General features: G+C 39.7%; 20 protein-coding genes and 1 pseudogene. 18 read left to right on the forward strand and 3 right to left on the reverse strand.

What is annotated here, in order from left to right:
• The first annotated feature begins 16 nt into the window (after nt 1–16).
• Together ACYVJ6_RS06950 and ACYVJ6_RS06955 are read left to right on the forward strand one after the other, a co-directional pair.
• Nucleotides 17–352, forward strand: coding sequence for an L-rhamnose mutarotase (locus ACYVJ6_RS06950; RefSeq protein WP_460693325.1), 336 nt, complete (start codon nt 17–19; stop codon nt 350–352).
• 205 nt (nt 353–557) lie between these two features.
• Nucleotides 558–746 (forward strand): annotated as a pseudogene (locus ACYVJ6_RS06955) (HopJ type III effector protein); the annotation flags it as partial.
• A gap of 39 nt (nt 747–785) precedes the next feature.
• On the opposite strand, the gene ACYVJ6_RS06960 reads toward ACYVJ6_RS06955, so the two are convergent.
• Complete coding sequence (locus tag ACYVJ6_RS06960) at nt 786–1,712, reverse strand: Nif3-like dinuclear metal center hexameric protein (protein WP_460693326.1); 927 nt, start codon at nt 1,710–1,712, stop codon at nt 786–788.
• Between the two features lie 230 nt (nt 1,713–1,942).
• Here ACYVJ6_RS06960 and ACYVJ6_RS06965 point away from each other — a divergent pair, with 230 nt between their 5' ends.
• From ACYVJ6_RS06965 to ACYVJ6_RS07000, 8 genes are all read left to right on the forward strand, one after another.
• Complete coding sequence (locus ACYVJ6_RS06965) at nt 1,943–2,848, forward strand: alpha/beta hydrolase (protein WP_460693327.1); 906 nt, start codon at nt 1,943–1,945, stop codon at nt 2,846–2,848.
• Between the two features lie 35 nt (nt 2,849–2,883).
• Nucleotides 2,884–4,131, forward strand: a complete 1,248-nt coding sequence (locus ACYVJ6_RS06970) for an alpha/beta hydrolase-fold protein (RefSeq protein WP_460693328.1) — start codon at nt 2,884–2,886, stop codon at nt 4,129–4,131.
• Nucleotides 4,132–4,242: 111 nt separating this feature from the next.
• Nucleotides 4,243–5,544 carry an alpha/beta hydrolase-fold protein gene (locus tag ACYVJ6_RS06975; protein WP_460693329.1) on the forward strand — a complete coding sequence of 434 codons (1,302 nt, stop codon included), beginning with the start codon at nt 4,243–4,245 and terminating at the stop codon, nt 5,542–5,544.
• A 139-nt stretch (nt 5,545–5,683) separates the two neighbouring features.
• Nucleotides 5,684–6,601 carry an alpha/beta hydrolase gene (locus ACYVJ6_RS06980; protein WP_460693330.1) on the forward strand — a complete coding sequence of 306 codons (918 nt, stop codon included), beginning with the start codon at nt 5,684–5,686 and terminating at the stop codon, nt 6,599–6,601.
• Nucleotides 6,602–6,604: 3 nt separating this feature from the next.
• Nucleotides 6,605–8,161 (forward strand): glycoside hydrolase family 43 protein, encoded by a 1,557-nt coding sequence (locus ACYVJ6_RS06985; RefSeq protein ID WP_460693331.1) that lies wholly within the window; start codon nt 6,605–6,607, stop codon nt 8,159–8,161.
• A 245-nt stretch (nt 8,162–8,406) separates the two neighbouring features.
• Nucleotides 8,407–8,865 (forward strand): cold-shock protein, encoded by a 459-nt coding sequence (locus ACYVJ6_RS06990; protein ID WP_460693332.1) that lies wholly within the window; start codon nt 8,407–8,409, stop codon nt 8,863–8,865.
• Nucleotides 8,866–8,964: 99 nt separating this feature from the next.
• Entirely contained in the window at nt 8,965–9,942 is a 978-nt protein-coding gene (locus ACYVJ6_RS06995; protein ID WP_460693333.1) for a ligand-gated ion channel, read from the forward strand.
• Nucleotides 9,943–10,042: 100 nt separating this feature from the next.
• Nucleotides 10,043–10,993 carry a CvpA family protein gene (locus tag ACYVJ6_RS07000; protein ID WP_460693334.1) on the forward strand — a complete coding sequence of 317 codons (951 nt, stop codon included), beginning with the start codon at nt 10,043–10,045 and terminating at the stop codon, nt 10,991–10,993.
• 45 nt (nt 10,994–11,038) lie between these two features.
• Here the strand turns inward: ACYVJ6_RS07000 and ACYVJ6_RS07005 are convergent, their stop codons facing one another.
• The gene (locus ACYVJ6_RS07005) at nt 11,039–11,683 is read right to left on the reverse strand and encodes a 4'-phosphopantetheinyl transferase family protein (RefSeq protein WP_460693335.1); all 645 of its coding nucleotides are present in this window, start codon (nt 11,681–11,683) and stop codon (nt 11,039–11,041) included.
• 126 nt (nt 11,684–11,809) lie between these two features.
• Between ACYVJ6_RS07005 and ACYVJ6_RS07010 the strand changes: the two genes are divergently transcribed.
• The 8 genes from ACYVJ6_RS07010 (at nt 11,810) to ACYVJ6_RS07045 (ending at nt 19,139) form a co-directional block, all read left to right on the forward strand.
• Nucleotides 11,810–13,978, forward strand: coding sequence for a glycoside hydrolase family 3 C-terminal domain-containing protein (locus ACYVJ6_RS07010; RefSeq protein WP_460693336.1), 2,169 nt, complete (start codon nt 11,810–11,812; stop codon nt 13,976–13,978).
• Between the two features lie 90 nt (nt 13,979–14,068).
• On the forward strand, nt 14,069–14,557 hold the full coding sequence (locus ACYVJ6_RS07015) for a DUF421 domain-containing protein (protein WP_460693337.1): 489 nt from the start codon (nt 14,069–14,071) through the stop codon (nt 14,555–14,557).
• Between the two features lie 59 nt (nt 14,558–14,616).
• Nucleotides 14,617–15,093 carry a pyrophosphohydrolase domain-containing protein gene (locus ACYVJ6_RS07020; protein ID WP_460693338.1) on the forward strand — a complete coding sequence of 159 codons (477 nt, stop codon included), beginning with the start codon at nt 14,617–14,619 and terminating at the stop codon, nt 15,091–15,093.
• Nucleotides 15,094–15,098: 5 nt separating this feature from the next.
• The gene (locus ACYVJ6_RS07025; protein WP_460693339.1) at nt 15,099–15,776 is read left to right on the forward strand and encodes a pseudouridine synthase; all 678 of its coding nucleotides are present in this window, start codon (nt 15,099–15,101) and stop codon (nt 15,774–15,776) included.
• Between the two features lie 58 nt (nt 15,777–15,834).
• Entirely contained in the window at nt 15,835–16,095 is a 261-nt protein-coding gene (locus ACYVJ6_RS07030) for a hypothetical protein (protein ID WP_460693340.1), read from the forward strand.
• Between the two features lie 29 nt (nt 16,096–16,124).
• Complete coding sequence (locus ACYVJ6_RS07035) at nt 16,125–17,483, forward strand: putative oxidoreductase C-terminal domain-containing protein (protein ID WP_460693341.1); 1,359 nt, start codon at nt 16,125–16,127, stop codon at nt 17,481–17,483.
• Between the two features lie 112 nt (nt 17,484–17,595).
• Nucleotides 17,596–18,894 carry a DEAD/DEAH box helicase gene (locus ACYVJ6_RS07040; protein WP_460693342.1) on the forward strand — a complete coding sequence of 433 codons (1,299 nt, stop codon included), beginning with the start codon at nt 17,596–17,598 and terminating at the stop codon, nt 18,892–18,894.
• A gap of 17 nt (nt 18,895–18,911) precedes the next feature.
• Nucleotides 18,912–19,139: a DUF1456 family protein gene (locus tag ACYVJ6_RS07045; RefSeq protein WP_460693343.1), complete on the forward strand. Its 228-nt coding sequence runs from the start codon at nt 18,912–18,914 to the stop codon at nt 19,137–19,139.
• A 1-nt stretch (nt 19,140) separates the two neighbouring features.
• On the opposite strand, the gene ACYVJ6_RS07050 is transcribed toward ACYVJ6_RS07045, so the two are convergent.
• On the reverse strand, nt 19,141–19,713 hold the full coding sequence (locus ACYVJ6_RS07050; RefSeq protein WP_460693344.1) for a CAP domain-containing protein: 573 nt from the start codon (nt 19,711–19,713) through the stop codon (nt 19,141–19,143).
• Nucleotides 19,714–19,727 lie beyond the last annotated feature (14 nt).

Raw genomic sequence — 19,727 nt, forward strand, 5'->3', positions numbered from 1 at the left:
AAACTAAAGTATACTAATGAAACGCTACTGCCTTGCACTTGACCTTGTTGATGACGAGAAGTTAATAGCCGAATACGAACACTGGCATAAAGCGGAGAATGGCTGGCCCGAGATCAGGAAAAGTATATTGGATGCACATATTACGGATATGGAGATATACCGCACAGGCAACCGCCTGTTTATGATCATGGAAGTAAGTGATGCGTATTCCGCGCAGTTAAAAGCTGAAACTGATGCCAATAATCCTAAGGTGCAGGAATGGGAGCAACTGATGTGGAAGTTTCAACAACCATTACCCTGGGCGAAAGATGGCGAAAAATGGGTACTTATGAACCGTATTTTTAAGCTTTAGTAATTTGTATAAAACTTATATTTGCCACGCCTTAAATTGGGGGTGGTTTATAAATGGAAAAGCAAATACAAACTTTTATCTCAGATCTGAAACAACAGTCAATACCCTTTAGCGAGGTTATTGAATTTATTGAAACTTATTACGATCTCAGCCAACAGCATTTAAAAATGGCGATGCCTATAACGAAGCCACACAAAACCAGGGTAGTGCAAAGGTTTTTGCTTTTGCCCAATTGCATAATTTAAGCGCAGCAGATACGCTTTATCTATTTGCAGAGCATTACCAATCAGTACTTGCTAACCCGGATGGAATTGACCACCAAAACATCAGGCAGTTTATGGCCAATGGCTGGGAGGGAGTTGTTTTTGAAGCTGAGGTTTTAAAGGTTAAATAGATATAACAAAGCCCTTATTTAATAAGGGCTTTGTTATATCTATACATACTGAAATGGCGTACCTGTTGGTATATGTGTTACTTTAATATTACCAACTTTTGGTTGCAGCCAGGCAGCGGCATATTTCATACCGGCTTCCTCGCTAACTGCGTGGCTTAATACCATTAAAGTGGTTTTTTCGCCCATGGCCAGTCCATCGCGCACACGCTCAACGTTTTCCCATTCACGGGTTTCGCCACTTAATATCAGGTCGGGTTTATATTTGTTGATGGCAGCTATTTGTGCTTTGCTATCCATGTAACCAAACGCCATGTAAATTTTTTGGCAAGGTTGTTTTAAATTACCAACTAACCGCACTTGTGGTATTTCTAATCTTTTCTTTACCAAAGTAACTATTTCTTGTAAAGGCAATGGTTTAGGCAAAGTCACCATTCTCGGTATCGATAAGTCATACTTTTCCCATCCCAACTCAATTAAATTACCCATATGAATACCATCAACAGGCTGTTTGGAGTGCCAATGATCGTGCATGCGCCAAATGGCTATCTTATTTTTGTTTAGCAGATCCATTTTATAATTAAATGCCGGGTCATCTTTCAGCCAGTCTGTCGCGTCATCATTATTATAATAGGGTGTTTCGTGCGCAACGATCATGTTTGCACCAGCTTTTATGGTTTTGTTTATCACCTCAATAGTAGGGAACATCGTAGTTACAATACCCGTAACCTCCTGGTCAGCACTACCAGAGCGTAATTGGTCGACTGTACGGGCAAATGGCGCATTAGGAGTTTCGGATATTAAAATTTCAAATACTTGTCTTGCTGTAAGGCCAGCCGGTTTTGACTTAAGAATACCGGCAGCTAAATTAACGCCAGGAAGAGATGTTAATATGCTAGTACCGGCAAGTACACCGGCATTTGCAATAAATTTGCGCCTGCCATTGGCGATAGTTTTATATTTTTTCATATTGTAAAGCAATAATTGGTTGTTGTTAAATTTATGCAATCGGTTGCAAGTTAGCAATAAGCATCATATTCAAACTTTGTAACATATCTTATACAATATAGGAATATATTCATTTGACAAATTGATATATAACCGTTAAGTTTACATTTAAATTAATTTATAAACGAGTTCATTTTTAACTAAAATGATAGTTTAGTAAACTTAATTTAAACCAAACAGACCAATCAATTATGAAAAAAATGTTACTTAATTTTTCTGCTGCATATAAATTGCAGCTAACTACCCTATTTGCGGCAACCTTATTTTCAGCTTCTGTATTTGCGCAAGGCCCGGGTAGAGGCCCTGCAGGCCCTATTGTTTTAGAAGCAGACGAAAAACCGGCTTTTCCGGCTGCCCCCGTAGGTTTCGACCAAAAGCGCACAGGTATAGCTCATGGTACTATTGACACTATTACTTACGATTCAAAAAGTGTAGGTACAAAACGCAAAATGTCGGTTTATACCCCACCGGGATATAACAAAAACAACAAATACCCTGTGTTATATTTATTGCATGGTATAGGCGGCGATCACAGAGAATGGACTTCCGAAGACGCAGCGCACGAGGTATTAGACAATTTATATGCTGAAAAGAAAATAGTACCTATGATAGTAGTAATGCCTAATGGACGCGCACAAGCTGATGACCGTGCGAACGCTGGTGGTAACGCGTTTGCTGCATTTGGTGCATTTGATAAAGACCTTTTAGGAAGTATTATACCTTATATGGAGGCTAACTATCCTGTAATAGCAGATCGTGAGCACCGTGCATTGGCCGGCCTTTCAATGGGTGGCGGCCAGTCATTAAACTTTGGCTTAGCTAATACAAATACTTTTGCATATGTAGGTGGCTTTTCATCAGCACCTAATACTATGGCACCTGATAAAATAGTACCGGATATTGAAGGTGCTAAAAAATTAAAACTGCTTTGGGTATCTGTAGGCGATAAGGATGGTTTAATAAATGTAAGCCGTGGCGTGCATAAATATTTAAAGGAAAAAGATATCAAACACATCTGGCATATTGATTCGGGCGGGCACAATGCCAAAGTATGGAATAACGACCTGTATTTATTTAGTCAGTTACTTTTTAGATAGTGCCAAAATATAAACATCAGTATAAAACCAATAAAATGAACTTAAAAAATTTAGTTATCATGTCAAGCCTAATGCTGGCAGGTAGCATAACACAGGCACAAACAACCGCCGCGGTAAAAGAGGATTTTAAACCTAATGTTTGGAACCAGTCAGGAAAACAATATCCAATGGTGAACTCGGAAGGTAACGTTCGTTTCCGTATTCACGCTCCCGGCGCCGATAGCGTTAAGATCAACCTTGGATTAGGTGGCGATAACGGTGTAGGTAGAAAGGGAACTTATCTAACTAAAGGTGCTGATGGTTACTGGACAGGTACAAGTACCAAATTAGATGAGGGTTTCCACTATTACCGTGTACTTATTGATGGAGCTGAAACTTTAGATTATAACACAAATACCTTCTTGGGTTCTGCCCGTTTAGAAAGCGGTTTAGAGATACCTGCTCATGATCAGGATTTTTATGCATTGAAAGATGTGCCGCATGGCATGGTACAGCAAATATTATTTCCGTCTGCAAGTACAAAAACATCTCGCCGCGCATTTGTATATACCCCACCGGGTTACGAAAAAGGTTCAGCCAAATATCCTGTGTTATATTTACAACACGGTTTTGGCGAGAATGAATACTCGTGGAGCACTCAAGGCCATGCAAACCTGATTATGGATAACCTGATAGCAGAAGGTAAAACGAAACCATTTATTATTGTAATGACCTATGGCATGACCAATGAAGGTGGTGGTTTTGGTGGTGCCCGCCCAGGTGGTGGTGCTCCTGGCGCTCGTCCTGCTGGCGCTCCTGCCGGTGGCCCTGGTGCTGCTCCGGCTGCACGTCCGGCCGGTGGTACTCCTGGTGCACGTCCGGCCGGTGGCATGGCTGGTTATAATAACCCTGCTTTCAATACTGTTTTGGTTGGTGAGTTAATACCTTATGTTGATGCGCATTTCCGCACTATTGCTAAAAGAGATAGCCGCGCTATGGCAGGCCTTTCAATGGGTGGTATGGAAACACACGGTTTAACTCTTCAAAAACCCGAAGTGTTTGGTTATTGGGGAATACTAAGCGGTACAAATTATAACCTTGATGAAGTAAAAGACAAAGACAAGCCAAAACTAATATTTATGAGCTGTGGTAGCAAAGAAAACCCTGCAGGTGTAAATAACGCAGCAGCCTCATTAAAAGCGGCTGGTTACAACGCTGTTGGGTATGTATCTGAAGGTACTGCACATGAGTTTCAAACCTGGCGCCGTAGCTTACATGAAATGGCTCCGTTACTATTTAAATAAGCAATAATGATTTAAAGCCGCGCTATCTTGATAGCGCGGCTTTATGAATAATAATCAAGAAACAATCAAACAAACCAAATAACAACCAATCAAATTAAAACTTAAATCAAAATGAACTTAAAAAGCTTAAGTATTGTACTGGTAGCTGCATTATCATTTAATGCAAGCCAGGCGCAAACAACTGCAGCGGTTAAAGAGGACTTCAAACCGTCTAGCCTTAACCAGCCTTTTCATGATTATCCAATGGTTAACTCTCAGGGTTATGCACGCTTTAGTATAAAAGCTCCAAAAGCCACTACCGTTAGAGTAAGCCTTGGGTTAGGTGGTGCAGGAGGAACTTTATTAACAAAAGACGCAGACGGTAATTTTACAGGTACAACGGCTGGCCCTATGGATGAAGGTTTCCATTATTATCACTTAACTATTGATGACAGTGAGATGGTAAATGATCCGGGCACAGGAAGTTTCTATGGCTCACAACGTTGGGAAAGCGGTATAGAAATACCTGCACATGACCAGGATTTTTATGCTTTAAAAAATGTTCCGCATGGTCATATGGATGAAGTTATGGTTCCATCTAAAGTTGGAAATCAACCTTTCCGTAATATTGTAGTTTATACTCCTCCAGGTTACGAAAAAGGTTCAACTAAATTCCCTGTTTTATACCTGCAACACGGTTGGGGCGAGAATGAGACCTCATGGGGTATTCAAGGTAAAGCTAACCTGATCATGGATAACATGATAGCAGAAGGTAAAATAAAACCATTTATTGTAGTAATGTCTTATGGTATGACTAATACCGGAGTTGCTATGGGTGGTGGCCGTCGTCCTGCAGGTCCTCCTCCGGGTGGTGCTGTAGCTGGTGGTCCGGGTGCAGCGCCTGCAGCTCGTCCTGCAGGTCCTCCTGCCGGTGCCCCTCCTGCTGGTGCTCCAGCGGCTCGTCCTGCCGGTGGTGGTATGGGTGCAGCGGGTGTAGTGGCCTCAGGTATCACTAAAGGTGATGTAACAGGTACAGGTGCATTTCAAACTGTATTGATCGATGAAATAATTCCTTATGTTGATTCTCACTATCGTACTGTAGCAACCAGGGATGGTCGTGCAATGGCGGGCCTTTCAATGGGTGCGGCAGAAACACACTCTATTACTTTAGCAAGGCCAGAGGTATTTGCTTACTGGGGTTTATTAAGCGGTGGTACCTATTCTCCGGCTGAATTAGAAGGTAAAATGAAACCTAAGTATGTTTTCATGAGTTTTGGTAGCAAAGAAGGTGGGTCTAACAATCTTCCTAAAGTTGAAGCTGATCTAAAAGCAGCAGGCTATAAAGCTGCTACTTATGTTTCACCAGAAACAGCGCACGAGTTCCAAACATGGCGTCGTAGCTTATTGGTAATGGCTCCAAACTTATTTAAATAAGCATTAATAATTTATTATAGAAGCCGCCCATAATATGGGCGGCTTTTTTGTTTGTAACATGTTTTGTATGTTGATTGAAAAATAAATAATAACTGTTATGTTTACGTTTAATTATTTACCAACCGACACAAACTTGAATATGAAACTACGCATCAGCCTGTTAAAAAGGGCTATGGTATTTATGTTATTAATGCCATTTGCCACACAAGCACAAGAGTTAATTAATTTATACCCGGGTGCTGTACCCAATTCAAAGCCAAGTAAAGCTGTTGATCAAACCACTTTAGCTAGGGGACAGTTTAGCAGCGTAGTAAAACCTCAGTTAGAAGTTTACCTACCCGAAAAAGATAAGGCTAATGGTGCCGCGGTTATTTTAATTCCGGGTGGAAGTTATAAGGTGATTGTTTTCCAGGGAGAAGGTAGAGGAAGTGCTGCTGAGTTAGTTAAGCATGGTTTAACTGTATTTATACTTAAATATCGATTGCCAAATGATTCTATGATGGTTGATAAAACTATTGGTCCGCTACAAGATGTCCAGCAAGCGGTTAAGGTAGTTCGTGAAAACGCGGCTAAATATGGGATAGATCCGGCTAAAGTAGGCGTAATAGGTTTTTCGGCGGGAGGACACTTAGCATCAACCATAGCCACCCACTACCAAAAGGCGGTTATTGATAATGCTAATGGTACCAACCTTCGCCCTGATTTTGTGGCATTGGTTTACCCCGTTATTAGTATGCAGGATAACTTAACGCATAAAGATTCGCGTAAAAACCTGCTTGGTGCTACGCCAACCAAAGAGCAAATTGACCTTTACTCTAACGAATTACAAGTTGATAGCAAAACACCGCCGACATTTTTGGTTCATGCCGGCGATGATAAGGTAGTATCTGTTGATAACAGCATCGCATTTTATCAGCATTTAGTAAAAGCTAATGTACCGGCAGAAATGCATTTGTTCCCAAAAGGCGGTCATGGATTTGGCGGTCAGCCCATTGATATGTGGGTAGGGCCTTTGGTGAAATGGATGCAAAACAATAAATGGATAAATAAACAATAACCAATGAAATTACTTATAAAATACCTTGCCTTACCTGTACTGCTTATTGCAATAGTTCAATTTAATAGTGTAGCGCAAGCCACAAACCCCATTATTTATGCCGATGTGCCGGATATCTCAATTATACGCGTGGGTAATAATTATTACATGAGTAGTACCACTATGCACATGAGCCCGGGACTGCCTATTATGAAATCAACAGATCTGATCAATTGGAAACTCATTAATTACGCTTACCAAACGCTGGGCGATAAAGATGAATTAACCCTTAGCAATGGTAAAAACGCTTATGGTAAAGGCTCATGGGCCAGTAGCTTACAGTACCATGACGGGACTTTTTATGTAACTACATTTTCGGCTACCACAGGTAAAACCTATATTTTTACTACAAAGGATATTGAAAAGGGCAATTGGAAAGAGATATCTTTTTCGCCTTCCTTACATGACCATACCTTAGTTTTTGATGGCGGTAAAGCCTATATGATATATGCTCAGGGTAAATTGATGATAACACGTTTAAAAGACGATCTTACAGGCATTGATCCTGATTTTAAGGCTCAGGTGCTAATTGAAAATGCCAGCAAACCCGCAGGTACCAATATTAATTTACAAGCCGAAGGTTCGCAATTATTCAAAATAAACAATAAGTATTATCTATTTAATATTACCTGGCCAAGGGGTGGCATGCGTACCGTGGTAATCCATCGCGCCGATAATTTAATGGGTCCGTGGGAAGGCAGATTAGGCTTGCAAGATCAGGGTGTGGCACAAGGCGGTTTGGTTAGCACACCAAAAGGCGAATGGTTCTCTTATCTTTTCCAGGATCATGGCTCGGTAGGGCGCATACCTTACCTGGTTCCGGTAAAATGGGAAGATGGGTGGCCTGTGTTAGGCGTAGAAGGTAAAGTGCCTGCAACTCTTAATTTGCCTGCAAGTAAGGGTGTTATAGCTAATAAGTTGGTAGAATCTGATGAATTTACACGCCCTAAAGGCGACTCATCATTGCCTTTGGCATGGCAGTGGAACCATAACCCTGATAATGCAAATTGGTCGCTTACGCAGCGTCCGGGCTTTTTACGCTTAACTACGGCCCGTATTGACACTACAGCTCTATTAGCCCGTAATACGCTTACACAGCGTACATTTGGACCGACAAGCTCGGGAATTACTTCGCTTGATGTTTCAAACATGAAAGATGGAGACCGTGCCGGTTTATTGTTATTGCAGCAAAAATATGCCTGGGTAGGTGTAAAAGTGGTTGATGGTGTAAAATCAATTGTGATGATAAATGGACAAAACAGGGCGCCTGTTGAGGCTGCTAATGCCCCGCTTAATCAAAAGATGGTTTATTTAAAAGCCATTTGTGATTTTACAGATAAAACAGATAAAGCCACTTTTGCGTACAGCCTTGATGGTAAAACATGGACTCCGATAGGTACAACCTTGCAAATGAGCTATACTTTGCCTCATTTTATGGGCTATAGGTTTGGGCTATTTAACTATGCTACCAAGACAACCGGGGGGTATGCGGATTTTGATTATTTCAGGATAGGTAAGTAATTAGGCAACTAAAGCGCTAAAAATTGCGTATATTTGCAAAAACACCACTGAATATCACGCTGATCTCAGAATAGCGATTTGCTCATGTTTCATACATTTCTTGTTTGAGTTTGCTATAATTCAACCGGGTTAATTTTCTGATAATGTGAACCATGTTTCATTTTTTGTATTGATAAGGCGTAATATAACATGTAAGTAATAAGGGCTTTAATAATAAAGTTCATCACTAACAACTAAATTAATACATGGGTAGATCAACCGAAACATTTGCTAAAAAAGAACGCGAAAAGAAAAAATCTAAAAAATTATTAGAGAAAAAGGAGAAGGCAGAAGAACGTAAAGCCAATTCAGATAAAGGAAAAACTTTAGATGATATGATGGCTTATATTGATGAAAATGGCAACATTTCATCAACTCCTCCTGATCCTGCTAAGCGCAAAGTAATCCTTTCTGAAAACATACAGCTTGGTGTGCCAAAACAAGAGGCCGCTGACCCGGCTGATCTGGTGAGGAATGGTACAGTTACCTTTTTTAACGAATCAAAAGGTTATGGTTTTATCAAGGACCTACAATCACAGGATAGTATTTTTGTGCACATTAACGCTTTGACAGAAGCCATTGGCGAAGGCGATAAAGTTACCTTTGAAACAGAGCAGGGCCAAAAGGGCCTCAATGCCATAAAGGTTAAATTGGTTAAAAAATAAAATATTTTAAAGCCTCCCTAATTAGGGAGGCTTTCTTTTTTTAAATCGCTTTTTTTAACCATCTTTAAAACAAGGATATATCATAATTGGTTATCCAACATGTTAAAAAATATCTACTTGAAAAACATATTGATTCTTTCTTTACTGATAATCTTTTTGGCATCACAAGCGGCCAAAGCACAAAAGATTGTTCCTGATACGGTACACACCGGCGTGTATATTACCAGCATACATGATATCAATTTTAAAGAGAAGGAATACAACCTTAACTTATGGTTGTGGTTAAAGTATAAAAACAAAGATTTCGATTTTGAAAAAAATCTTGAAATACCCCAGGCCAAATCATTCACTACCTCTTTTTCTACAGTTGATACTACCGGTGGGCAGGTTTATTTGTTAATGAAGTTGCAATGTGTAATGAAAGATTCATGGTCTATAGATAATTTCCCCTTCGATCGCCAAAAGCTGCGTTTTTCTATCGAAAATTCGCAGTTTGACTCGAATTCATTGATTTTTGCCATTGACACCTTAGGAAAACATTTTGATCCCCGTTTTACACTCAGGGGATGGTATATAGATAGTTTGGATATAACTACCGGTATAAAAGCTTATGAAACTGCATTTGGCGATGAGAGCCTGGACAAACCACATACTGAATACAGTAATTTTAAAGTACGCTTGCAAATTGACAGGGATGCTATGGGCCTGTTTTGGAAAATGTTCCTGGGCATGTATGTGGCATTTTTAATTGCGTACATGTGTTTTTATATACATGTAGATTATATTGATTCGCGTTTTGGCTTAAGTGTAGGTGCTTTATTTGCTGTAATTGGTAATAAGTATATTATAGATTCTGCTTTGCCCGAATCTACCACCTTTACCTTGGTGGATATGCTGCATGGGATTACTTTATTATTTATAGTAGCTGTTATAATATTAACTGCCTATTCACTTGTCCTGGTTAAGCAAAATAGAGTAGCAAAAGCACAAAAATTTGACAAATTATGTGCATGGGTGTTGTTGTTAAGTTATTTACTGCTTAACGCCTATTTTATTATTACCGCTAGTAAAGTGTAAATTTTTTAGGTAACGTTGATCTACTTCCTTAATTTTTATTAGATAAAACACCAATACATTCATTTCGTTAGTTTTATAGTGGTTACTATAAATTAGATAAATGAACTACATCGACATTGTTTTATTGCTCATTATGGGCATATGTATATGGAATAATTATCAGCGTGGTTTTATCGTATCATCACTTCATATAATAGCCTGGATAGGCAGCCTGCTTATAAGTTTCCTGTTTTATGAATTATTAAATAAGCTTTTATTAAAAGTTTTTCTATCACTAAATTATTGGGCACCACCTTTATCATTTATGCTGATCCTTATTTTTTCAAGATGGGGATTGGATACTTTGGCCGATAGGCTATTGGATAATATTACGCAAAAAAAGCATGATCATATTATAAATAAGATAGCAGGAATTGTACCCGGTATAATCAATGGATTAATATGGGCCGCATTATTGGCCACGTTTTTTATGCTAATGCCGTTAACACAAGTTTCAGAAAAAACCCGCGACAGCAAGCTATCGGAAGGCTTAGTTACTAAAGTAAGCTGGCTGGAGAGTAAAGTTTCGCCCATTTTTGCAGAAGCATTGAACAGAACTGTACGTAAAACCACTTTAAAAGAAGAAGGTAAATCGGTTAAATTACCTTTTATAGTAAAACATCCTATAACCCGTCCTGAATTGGAAAAGGAGATGCTTGCAATGGTAAACCGTGAACGTAAAAAGGTGGGCCTGGGTTTACTTAAGGCTGATCCTGAAATAGCTGTTGTCGCCCGTAAACATTCTGCAGATATGTTTTTAAGAGGATATTTTTCGCACTATACACCGGAGAATGTTGATCCGTTTGGCAGGATGCGGAAAGATAAAATACGTTTTTTAACCGCCGGCGAAAACCTGGCACTGGCTCAAACACTGCAAATAGCCCATAAAGAATTGATGGAGTCGCCGGGCCATCGTGCAAACATACTTAATCCCAATTTTGGACGATTGGGTATTGGTATATTGGATGGCGGGATATATGGACTAATGATCACCCAAAATTTCAGAAACTAGTGCACCTGAAATATTTTGAGTATTGGTAATTATAATGTAGTTGTTTTAAGTTAAGTAGCAGAGAGTTATCAATTGGTCTTTTTCTTGAACATGATATAATGGTATGGAACCAGGAAGCATATTTTTACCGGCAAAGTTTTTTAAAACCACCAGTTCAAGTTTATTATCAAAAGGTTTTACTTCCACATCGGTAAAGTTTAAAAAGGTTTTAGTTAGCGGAAACTGCAACTTATAAAAAGCCTCTTTTAAACTAAATAGCAGGGTAGTGTGGTAAGCCAGCTCTTCACCGGAAAAGGAATTTAAAAACTCGGTCTCGACGTCGGTATATAGTAACCGCCACATATCAGGCTTAATTTTGCCAATGGATTCAATATCCAGTCCGATGGATTTTACCCGGGAAGCTTTACCAGCAACAGCACCCACCAGTTTACCGGAATGGCTTATGGAGCCAACATATCCTTTAGGCCAAATAGGTTGCTTATCATTACCCACCAATATTTCAGCATTTTCATGACCAATATCTGCCAATGCTTTGCGCGCGCAGTATCGCCCGGTACTAAAATCTTTTAATCTTTTGTCTGAAAATTTGATTGTCGCTTGCTTTTCATTTAGGGTAAGTTCTTTATCTCCAATAAAGTCTTTCGTAAAGTACTGTGAAAATAAGGTTGGTGAGAGTCCGAAATCAAACATTAAATAGAAAATTACCTTAGCAAATATACTATTATAGGTTATGCAGCATATTGACAATTAATAATATAGATTTTATAACAAAAGATAAACGTAAATAATTAATTTGCGGTATAAACCTATTATACAATGAACCTATTCATTAAAAAAATTCTACCGTTAACCATCCTTATACTTTCAGGTACTATGAAGATATATGCTCAAGGATTATCAGAAACTGCAATCGCTGTAAAAATCAAGGAAAAAATGCAGCAAATGACACTTGAAGAGAAGATAGGGATGCTGCATGCCAATGGCTTATTTACATCGGCAGGTGTGACACGGTTAGGTATTCCAGATTTAATGAGTGATGATGGGCCTTTAGGTGTACGCGAGGATCTAAAATCTAACTGGGCGTCGGCAGGTTTAACTACCGACTCCGCTACATTTTTTCCTAACGGATCGGCATTGGCAGCTACCTGGAGTGCTGATTTAGCCCGCCGCTTTGGTGTGGCAATGGGCGAAGAGGCACGTGCGCGCGGCAAACATATTATGCTGGCACCGGCATTTAACATTACCCGTACGCCACTTAACGGGCGTACTTATGAGTATTATTCAGAAGATCCTTTCCTGAACGCGCAACTGGCTGTAGCTAGTGTTAAAGGCTTGCAAAGTCAATTTGTCGCTGCCTGTATAAAACATTATGCGGTTAATAATCAAGAAGTTGACCGTAGTGGTGTAAGCGTAACTTTAAGTGAACGTGCACTGCGCGAAATATACCTGCCTGCCTTTAAAGCAGCAGTTATTGACGGTAATGCATGGGTTGTAATGTCGGCCTATAATAAATTTCGTGGCGAGTATTTAGGAGAGAATAAATATCTGTTAAATGATGTACTAAAGGGCGAGTGGAAATTTAAAGGATTGGTAATGTCTGACTGGGGTGGCACACATAGTACCGTTAATGCGGCTAATCATGGTTTGGATATTGAGATGGGATCGCGCCAGCCTTATAACACCAATTATTTTGCTGATCCTTTAATAGCCGCTGTAAAAGATGGTAAAGTATCACAAAGTACAATTGATGATAAAGTGAGCCGTATTTTATGGGTAATGTACCATACATCATTGGCCACAAATGCTCCGGCCGGTAAATTAAATACACCCGATCACAGCAAGACTGTTTATGACGTAGCTACAGAGGCAATTGTATTGTTAAAAAACAGCAAGCAAATGCTGCCGCTAAATACGGCTAAATACAAAAGCATAGCTGTTATTGGCGATAATGCCACGCAAACTTTCCATTCCGGTGGTTTTGGTGCGGGTGTTAAAGCAAAATATGAGGTTAACGCTTTAGAAGGCTTAAAAAGTCGAATAGGTAATAGGGTTGAACTAAAGTTTGCACAAGGTTATAAGCCTGATTATAAAAACAACTATAACGCCCAACGAAAGGAAGCTGCCAATAAACCTGATATGGCCATGATACAACAAGCCGCTGAAGTAGCTAAAAACAGCGGCGCAGCCATTGTTTTTATAGGAGGCAACAGAGAGTATGAAAGTGAGGGAAGTGACCGTAAAACGCTTGATTTGCCGTTTGGCGAGCAAGAGTTGGTTGATGCGGTAACCGCTGCTAATCCTAACACCATAGTAGTAGTGGTAGGCGGCGCTCCTTATGACTTGGGTAAGATCAAACAAAACAATCATACCATCGTATTTTCATGGTACAACGGGTCCGAAAATGGTAATGCTTTGGCTGACGTATTAACAGGTAAAGTAAATCCGTCAGGCAAGTTGCCTTTTACTTTTCCTGTAAAACTGGAAGATTCACCGGCACACGCCTTAAAGACCTATCCCGGTGAAAACCACGTAACCGAATATAAAGAAGGCATATTGGTCGGTTATCGTTGGTTTGATACCAAAAAGATAGAGCCCATGTATCCTTTTGGTTATGGCTTATCTTATACAAACTATGCCTATTCGGACTTTCATACCAATAAAGCAGCTTACAAAAAGGGAGAGAAGATCAACGTAACCTTAAAACTTAAAAATACCGGTAAATATGCGGGTAAAGAAGTGGTACAGCTATATGTAACCAAAGATGGTTCAAAAGTTGAACGTGCCGATAAAGAACTGAAAGCTTTTAAAAAAGTAATGGTTGAGGCAGGGAAGGAAGTTATCGTAAAATTAGAATTAGATGTTAATGACCTTGCTTATTATGATGAAGCAGTTAACAATTGGGTAGTTGAACCTGGCCGTTACAAACTCCAAGCAGGCTCATCTTCAAAAGATATAAGAAGTTTAGTTAATATAACAATTAACTGATTGATCAATTTTTGTAAGTAAAGAGACTTGGCAACTTCTGTTTAACATAATGTCAATAAAACATTGCCAGGTGGTAGCTGTTTTTATTTTATGGACACGCTAATATATATATTTGGACAAAGAAATGATTTGAATGTGCTGCAAATGAGTTGCAGGGGCGTAGTGGTGTTTTTTATTGCATTGATATTGATAAGGTTGTCAGGCAGACGATCTTTCGGATTACATAATCCACTTGATAACATTATTATTATATCACTTGGTGCAACCTTAAGCAGGGCTATTGTTGGAGCATCGGCATTTGTGCCTGTAGTAATTACTTGTTTTGTAATTGTATTGCTGCATCGTTTATTAGGCTGGCTTTTTGTGCGTAACCCTGGTTTAAGCATGATTATTGAAGGAAAAAAAATACTACTTTTTAAGAATGGTAAGTTTATTGACAAAAATCTTAAACGTGCGTTGGTTTGCCATGAAGATGTAATGCAGGGTATACGCAAATTACTATTAACTGAGGATATGGATAACATTGATGAAGTTTACCTGGAGCGAAACGGTGAAATAAGTGCTATTAAGAAATCATGATTAGTATTGAAAGATAGTTCTTAATTTTTAACTTAGCGGTACTAACAGTAACCGCAAAGATGATGATCAAAGACACCAACTCGTTAAACCAGGTAGCCGAATTTCATACTACTTTTAAACACCCTATACAGCCATCGCCAATAATACCCAGTAAGGAGCGTTGCCAACTGCGTATTGCCCTTTTGGCCGAGGAATTGAAAGAATTACAGGAGGCTGTAGATAATAATGACCTGGTTGAAGTTGCCGATGCTTTATGCGATCTGCAATACGTACTATCAGGCGCTATTTTGGAGTTTGGCCTGGGCGAGAAGTTTAAAGATCTTTTTGATGAAGTACATCGATCAAACATGAGCAAGGCCTGCAAAACCTTAGAAGAGGCTAATCAAACTATAGAGCATTACCGCAGTAAAGGGTCTGAGTCATATTATAAAGAGCAGGACGGGTTGTTTTTAGTTTACCGTACGCCTGACGATAAAACTTTAAAATCCATCAACTATTCACCTGCGGCTATCAGGCAGATGTTAGAGTTAGTTTAATTGCATTGTTAGATATACTTTATCGCGATGATTTTCTCGTCGCCATTAATAAACCACATGGTTTGCTGGTACACCGCTCCTCCATCGCAGCCGATGTAGAAGAGTTTGCCCTGCAAATACTGCGCGATCAAATAGGCGTAAAGGTTAATCCCACCCACCGCATTGATAGAAAGACAGGAGGAGTGCTTTTATTTGCTTTTGATAAGGCTGTAGAAGTGGCTATGCAACAGCAGTTTATGGAGAACAAGGTGGGTAAGAAATACCTGTCTGTTGTTCGCGGGTATACACCTGATATTGAAGAAATAGATTATCCGTTAAGAAAAGAAAATGGCACCCTGCAAGATGCGTTTACAGCTTATACAACCTTAAAGCGGGCCGAACTGGACGTGCCCTTTGGTGGCCATGCTACCTCACGATATTCATTGGTTGAAGTGATACCTCAAACCGGGCGAATGCACCAGATACGCAAACACATGAGTCATATTTTTCATCCCATTATTGGCGACCGTACACATGGATGCAATAAGCAAAACAAATTATTTAAGGAGCAATGGGAAATGACCACTATGTTATTGCACGCGTCGCATCTGAATTTTACTCACCCGGTAACCAAACAAATGGTTAATATTGATGCACCTTTGCAGGATGAATTTAAAAGAGTTATGCAAATAATGAATTGGTAATTATTGGTAACTTGGCATAAGTAATTAGGCAAATCCCTTAAATTATTATAGTGTTAACATGAAAAGCGAGCTGAAATATACCCTTGAAACCGATAACGGCGACCGTGATATAAAAATTCATACCTATAGTTCTGCTACAACTGGTAACGGCGCATACGCAACAGGTGTTTTTGCATTACATGAAGGTGAAACCAATTTGGGAGACATTGTATTTGATGATAAAATGAAGCAGTGGGAGTATACAGGAATGGGTAACTTAAACCATAAAGAAGCTGAAAGGATTGCGGAGTTTATACAAAGCAGTAAAAATGATAAGTAACGTTCCTTTTTTGGTTCTAAAAGTGTTTTATGAAAATTAATGTTTTGAGTTGCGCTATTGTTTGTACTTCTATATTATCACTTCCGGTAATGGGGCAAACAAAAGTAAAATTATTGACTTTAGATCCGGGTCATTTTCATGCTGCATTGGTGCAAAAAACCATGCTGCCTGATGTTGATACTACGGTATATGTTTATGCGCCAAAAAGTGATGATGTACAACTGCACCTGGATAAAATAAAGGGTTATAACGAGCGTAAAGACGACCCTACACATTGGAACGAGCAGGTATACCTGGGTGATGATTTCTTCAGCAAAATGATAAGCGAGAAGAAAGGCAACGTGGTAGTAATGGCGGGTAACAACCAAAAGAAAACCGAATACATCAAAAAATCAATTGACGCCGGTTTTAATGTTTTGGGTGATAAGCCCATGGCGATTGACAAGACACATTTTGATATGTTGAAACAGGCGTTTACCAACGCGGCTAAAAAGAAGCTTGTTTTGTATGATATTATGACCGAGCGTTACGAGATAACCAATAACCTGCAACGCGAATTTGCAATGTTGCCCGGGGTATTTGGTACGCTAAAAAAAGGCTCGCCGGAAAAACCTGCGGTTGAGATGGAGAGTGTGCATTTCTTTTACAAATATGTTTCGGGTAGTGTGTTGACCCGACCGGCCTGGTTTTTTGATACCAAACAGCAGGGGGAGGGCCTGCAGGATGTCGGCGTACATTTGGTTGACCTGGCGCAATGGGCATGTTTCCCTGATAAAGTGATAGATTATAAAAAAGATATACAGTTGAACAGTGCCAAAAGGTGGGCATCTGACGTAAACCTGCAGCAGTTTAAGGCTATTACTAAAATGAACGGCTTTCCTGATTATTTAAAAACGAATGTTGTTAAGGATACCGTTTTAAAAGTGTATGCCAATGGCATGGTTAATTATAAGTTGTTTGGCGTTAACATTAAAGTAACCGCTAAATGGGATTATAAAGCGGTTGAAGGCGGCGATACTCACTATGCTATTTTTCATGGCACCAAGGCTGATCTGTTGATCAAGCAAACCGCTGCAGAAAAGTATAGCCCGGTATTGTACATAATACCTGTTAAAAATGACGCTGCATATGAAAAGGCTTTGAATGCGCAGTTAAAAATTGTGCAAGCTAAATACCCCGGTGTTGAATTGAAAAAGGAAGGGAAGGGCTATACGGTAATTATCCCCGAAAAATATAAAGATGGACACGAAGCACACTTTGGCCGTGTAACCGAAAAGTATTTGGGCTACCTGCGCAATGGCAACATGCCTAAATGGGAAGTGCCTAATATGATAGCTAAATATTACACTACTACCAGCGCATTGGAACTGGCTAAGAGAAGTAAGTAAGCCCCACCCAAGCCCTCCCCAGAAGGGAGGGCTTAAATTAAAGTCTCCCCACCCGGGGGAGATTTAGAGGGGGGCATTATTATCGTATCTTTGTTGCTTATAATAGCTATAAATGATAAAAAAAGCGCTTGAAAACCTCAGGATAAACGCCCTGAACGAAATGCAGCATGCTGCCCTTAATGCTGCTGATAAAAGCGACATGATATTACTGGCACCAACCGGTTCGGGTAAAACATTAGGATTTTTGCTGCCCATATTAAATTTACTGGATGCCGACATTCAGTTGGTACAGGTATTAATAATGGTACCATCGCGTGAACTGGCTCTGCAAATCGAGCAGGTTTTTAGGACAATCGGCAGCGGTTTTAAAGTAAGCTGTTGTTATGGTGGCCATGCTACCAAAATTGAAAAAAACAACTTGATACAACCTCCTGCAGTATTAATAGGTACCCCCGGCCGTATTGCGTATCACTTGCGTAATGGTAATTTTAAAACAGAGGCTATACACACGCTTATTTTAGACGAGTTTGATAAGGCACTGGAATTTGGTTTTCAAACGGATATGGCGGCTATAATAGGCCAACTGGAGCATTTAAATAAGCGGATATTAACATCAGCTACCAAAATGGAGCAGATACCGCCTTTTACAGGTGTTAGCCATCCTACGGTAATTGACTTTTTATCTAACAAAACCAACATTCCTGATCTGCAACTAAAAGCAGTAATGTCTCCGGCAGCAGATAAGCTGGATACGCTGTTTGCTTTAATTTGCAAGATAGGAAGCAAAGCTACCCTGGTTTTTTGCAATCACCGCGAGGCGGTTGACCGCATAAGCGACCTGTTATGGAATAGGGGTATAGTGCATGATGTTTTTCATGGCGGTATGGAGCAGGATGACCGTGAACGCGCGTTACTTAAATTCAGGAATGGTAGTCACCGGTTATTAATAACAACCGACCTTGCCTCGCGCGGATTAGATATTCCCGAAATTGAATATGTGATACATTACCAATTACCACATAACGAGGAAGCGTTTGTGCATCGTAATGGCCGTACGGCGCGTATGCACGCCAAAGGTACATCATATCTGATTTTAACTGAGGATGAGAAACTAAGCTATATTCCACAGCCGGAAATAGAGGGATTGCCTGATAAGTTAAAGCTGCCCGAACCCGCGCCGTGGGTAACTTTATACATAGCCGCGGGCAAAAAGGATAAGATCAATAAAGTGGATATTGTAGGTTTGTTATTACAAAAGGGTAAATTAGCTAAAGATGAGTTGGGATTGATAGAGGTACTGGATCATTCATCTTATGCCGCTGTAAAACGCGAAAAAATTGAAAAGCTGGTACAAGTGATCAAAGCAGAAAAGATCAAAAACAAAAAAATTAAAATTGAGATTTCAAGATAATGAGCAATAACGATATAATGAAAAAGCTTAGGGTAGCTCTTAAGTTTACCGATGATGATATAATTAAAGTATTGGAGCTGGTTAATTTCAGGATAACTAAAACCGAGATAGGCGCGATATTCAGGGCAGATGATCACCCCAACTTTAAACCCTGCGGTGACCAGATATTACGTAATTTTTTAAACGGTTTGATCATCTATAAACGTGGCCCTATGCCGCCAAAGCAGCCAAAAGAGGTTAAATAGCTTATTCGCGTTGTATCACTTTTTTTTGAATAATACGGTATTTGCCGCTTTTCATTAGTTTTTTTTGCTCCTCGCTAAATTCCTCACGCCCGCCAAACTCTTGTACCCAGTAATCATTATATCGGGCAACTCCAACTTCTTTAAATCCGGGGTTCATCAAGTTTTTGCAATGGCCTTCGCTTTTAAACCAGCCGGCCATTACTTCAGCAATACTTTGCTGCCCAAAAGCTATATTTTCGCCGGCCATAAAGCTACTGTAACCGTCAAATTTGTATCCTGCAGCCATAATCCGGTCGCTACTACTGCTGCCATCTTTGCCGGTGTGGCTAAAATAATTATGCTTTGACATATCCTTAGCGTGCCTCATTGCTGCATCCTCCAATAATTCATTCCAAACTAAAGGGGGCGCAGGGGGCATTTTGGTTTTACCGCATTTACATCCCTTTAAGCGGGTACGGTTAATAGTTTCTAAAAGCTCCTGTTTGAAGTTTTTATCCGCGTTAGGCTGTATAAAGGATGATAAGGGTATTAAACTTATAGTAGTTAATATCGTTCCTAAAATGATTTTTTTCATGTTAGTGTATGACA

This window comes from Mucilaginibacter puniceus (genome assembly GCF_054783175.1).

Coding starts and splice junctions, on each gene's coding strand:
- ACYVJ6_RS06950 (WP_460693325.1), top strand. CDS start 17: ATGAAACGCTACTGCCTTGCACTTGACCTTGTTGATGACGAGAAGTTA.
- ACYVJ6_RS06960 (WP_460693326.1), bottom strand. CDS start 1,712: ATGAAAAAATATAAAACTATCGCCAATGGCAGGCGCAAATTTATTGCA.
- ACYVJ6_RS06965 (WP_460693327.1), top strand. CDS start 1,943: ATGAAAAAAATGTTACTTAATTTTTCTGCTGCATATAAATTGCAGCTA.
- ACYVJ6_RS06970 (WP_460693328.1), top strand. CDS start 2,884: ATGAACTTAAAAAATTTAGTTATCATGTCAAGCCTAATGCTGGCAGGT.
- ACYVJ6_RS06975 (WP_460693329.1), top strand. CDS start 4,243: ATGAACTTAAAAAGCTTAAGTATTGTACTGGTAGCTGCATTATCATTT.
- ACYVJ6_RS06980 (WP_460693330.1), top strand. CDS start 5,684: ATGAAACTACGCATCAGCCTGTTAAAAAGGGCTATGGTATTTATGTTA.
- ACYVJ6_RS06985 (WP_460693331.1), top strand. CDS start 6,605: ATGAAATTACTTATAAAATACCTTGCCTTACCTGTACTGCTTATTGCA.
- ACYVJ6_RS06990 (WP_460693332.1), top strand. CDS start 8,407: ATGGGTAGATCAACCGAAACATTTGCTAAAAAAGAACGCGAAAAGAAA.
- ACYVJ6_RS06995 (WP_460693333.1), top strand. CDS start 8,965: ATGTTAAAAAATATCTACTTGAAAAACATATTGATTCTTTCTTTACTG.
- ACYVJ6_RS07000 (WP_460693334.1), top strand. CDS start 10,043: ATGAACTACATCGACATTGTTTTATTGCTCATTATGGGCATATGTATA.
- ACYVJ6_RS07005 (WP_460693335.1), bottom strand. CDS start 11,683: ATGTTTGATTTCGGACTCTCACCAACCTTATTTTCACAGTACTTTACG.
- ACYVJ6_RS07010 (WP_460693336.1), top strand. CDS start 11,810: ATGAACCTATTCATTAAAAAAATTCTACCGTTAACCATCCTTATACTT.
- ACYVJ6_RS07015 (WP_460693337.1), top strand. CDS start 14,069: ATGGACACGCTAATATATATATTTGGACAAAGAAATGATTTGAATGTG.
- ACYVJ6_RS07020 (WP_460693338.1), top strand. CDS start 14,617: ATGATGATCAAAGACACCAACTCGTTAAACCAGGTAGCCGAATTTCAT.
- ACYVJ6_RS07030 (WP_460693340.1), top strand. CDS start 15,835: ATGAAAAGCGAGCTGAAATATACCCTTGAAACCGATAACGGCGACCGT.
- ACYVJ6_RS07035 (WP_460693341.1), top strand. CDS start 16,125: ATGAAAATTAATGTTTTGAGTTGCGCTATTGTTTGTACTTCTATATTA.
- ACYVJ6_RS07040 (WP_460693342.1), top strand. CDS start 17,596: ATGATAAAAAAAGCGCTTGAAAACCTCAGGATAAACGCCCTGAACGAA.
- ACYVJ6_RS07045 (WP_460693343.1), top strand. CDS start 18,912: ATGAAAAAGCTTAGGGTAGCTCTTAAGTTTACCGATGATGATATAATT.
- ACYVJ6_RS07050 (WP_460693344.1), bottom strand. CDS start 19,713: ATGAAAAAAATCATTTTAGGAACGATATTAACTACTATAAGTTTAATA.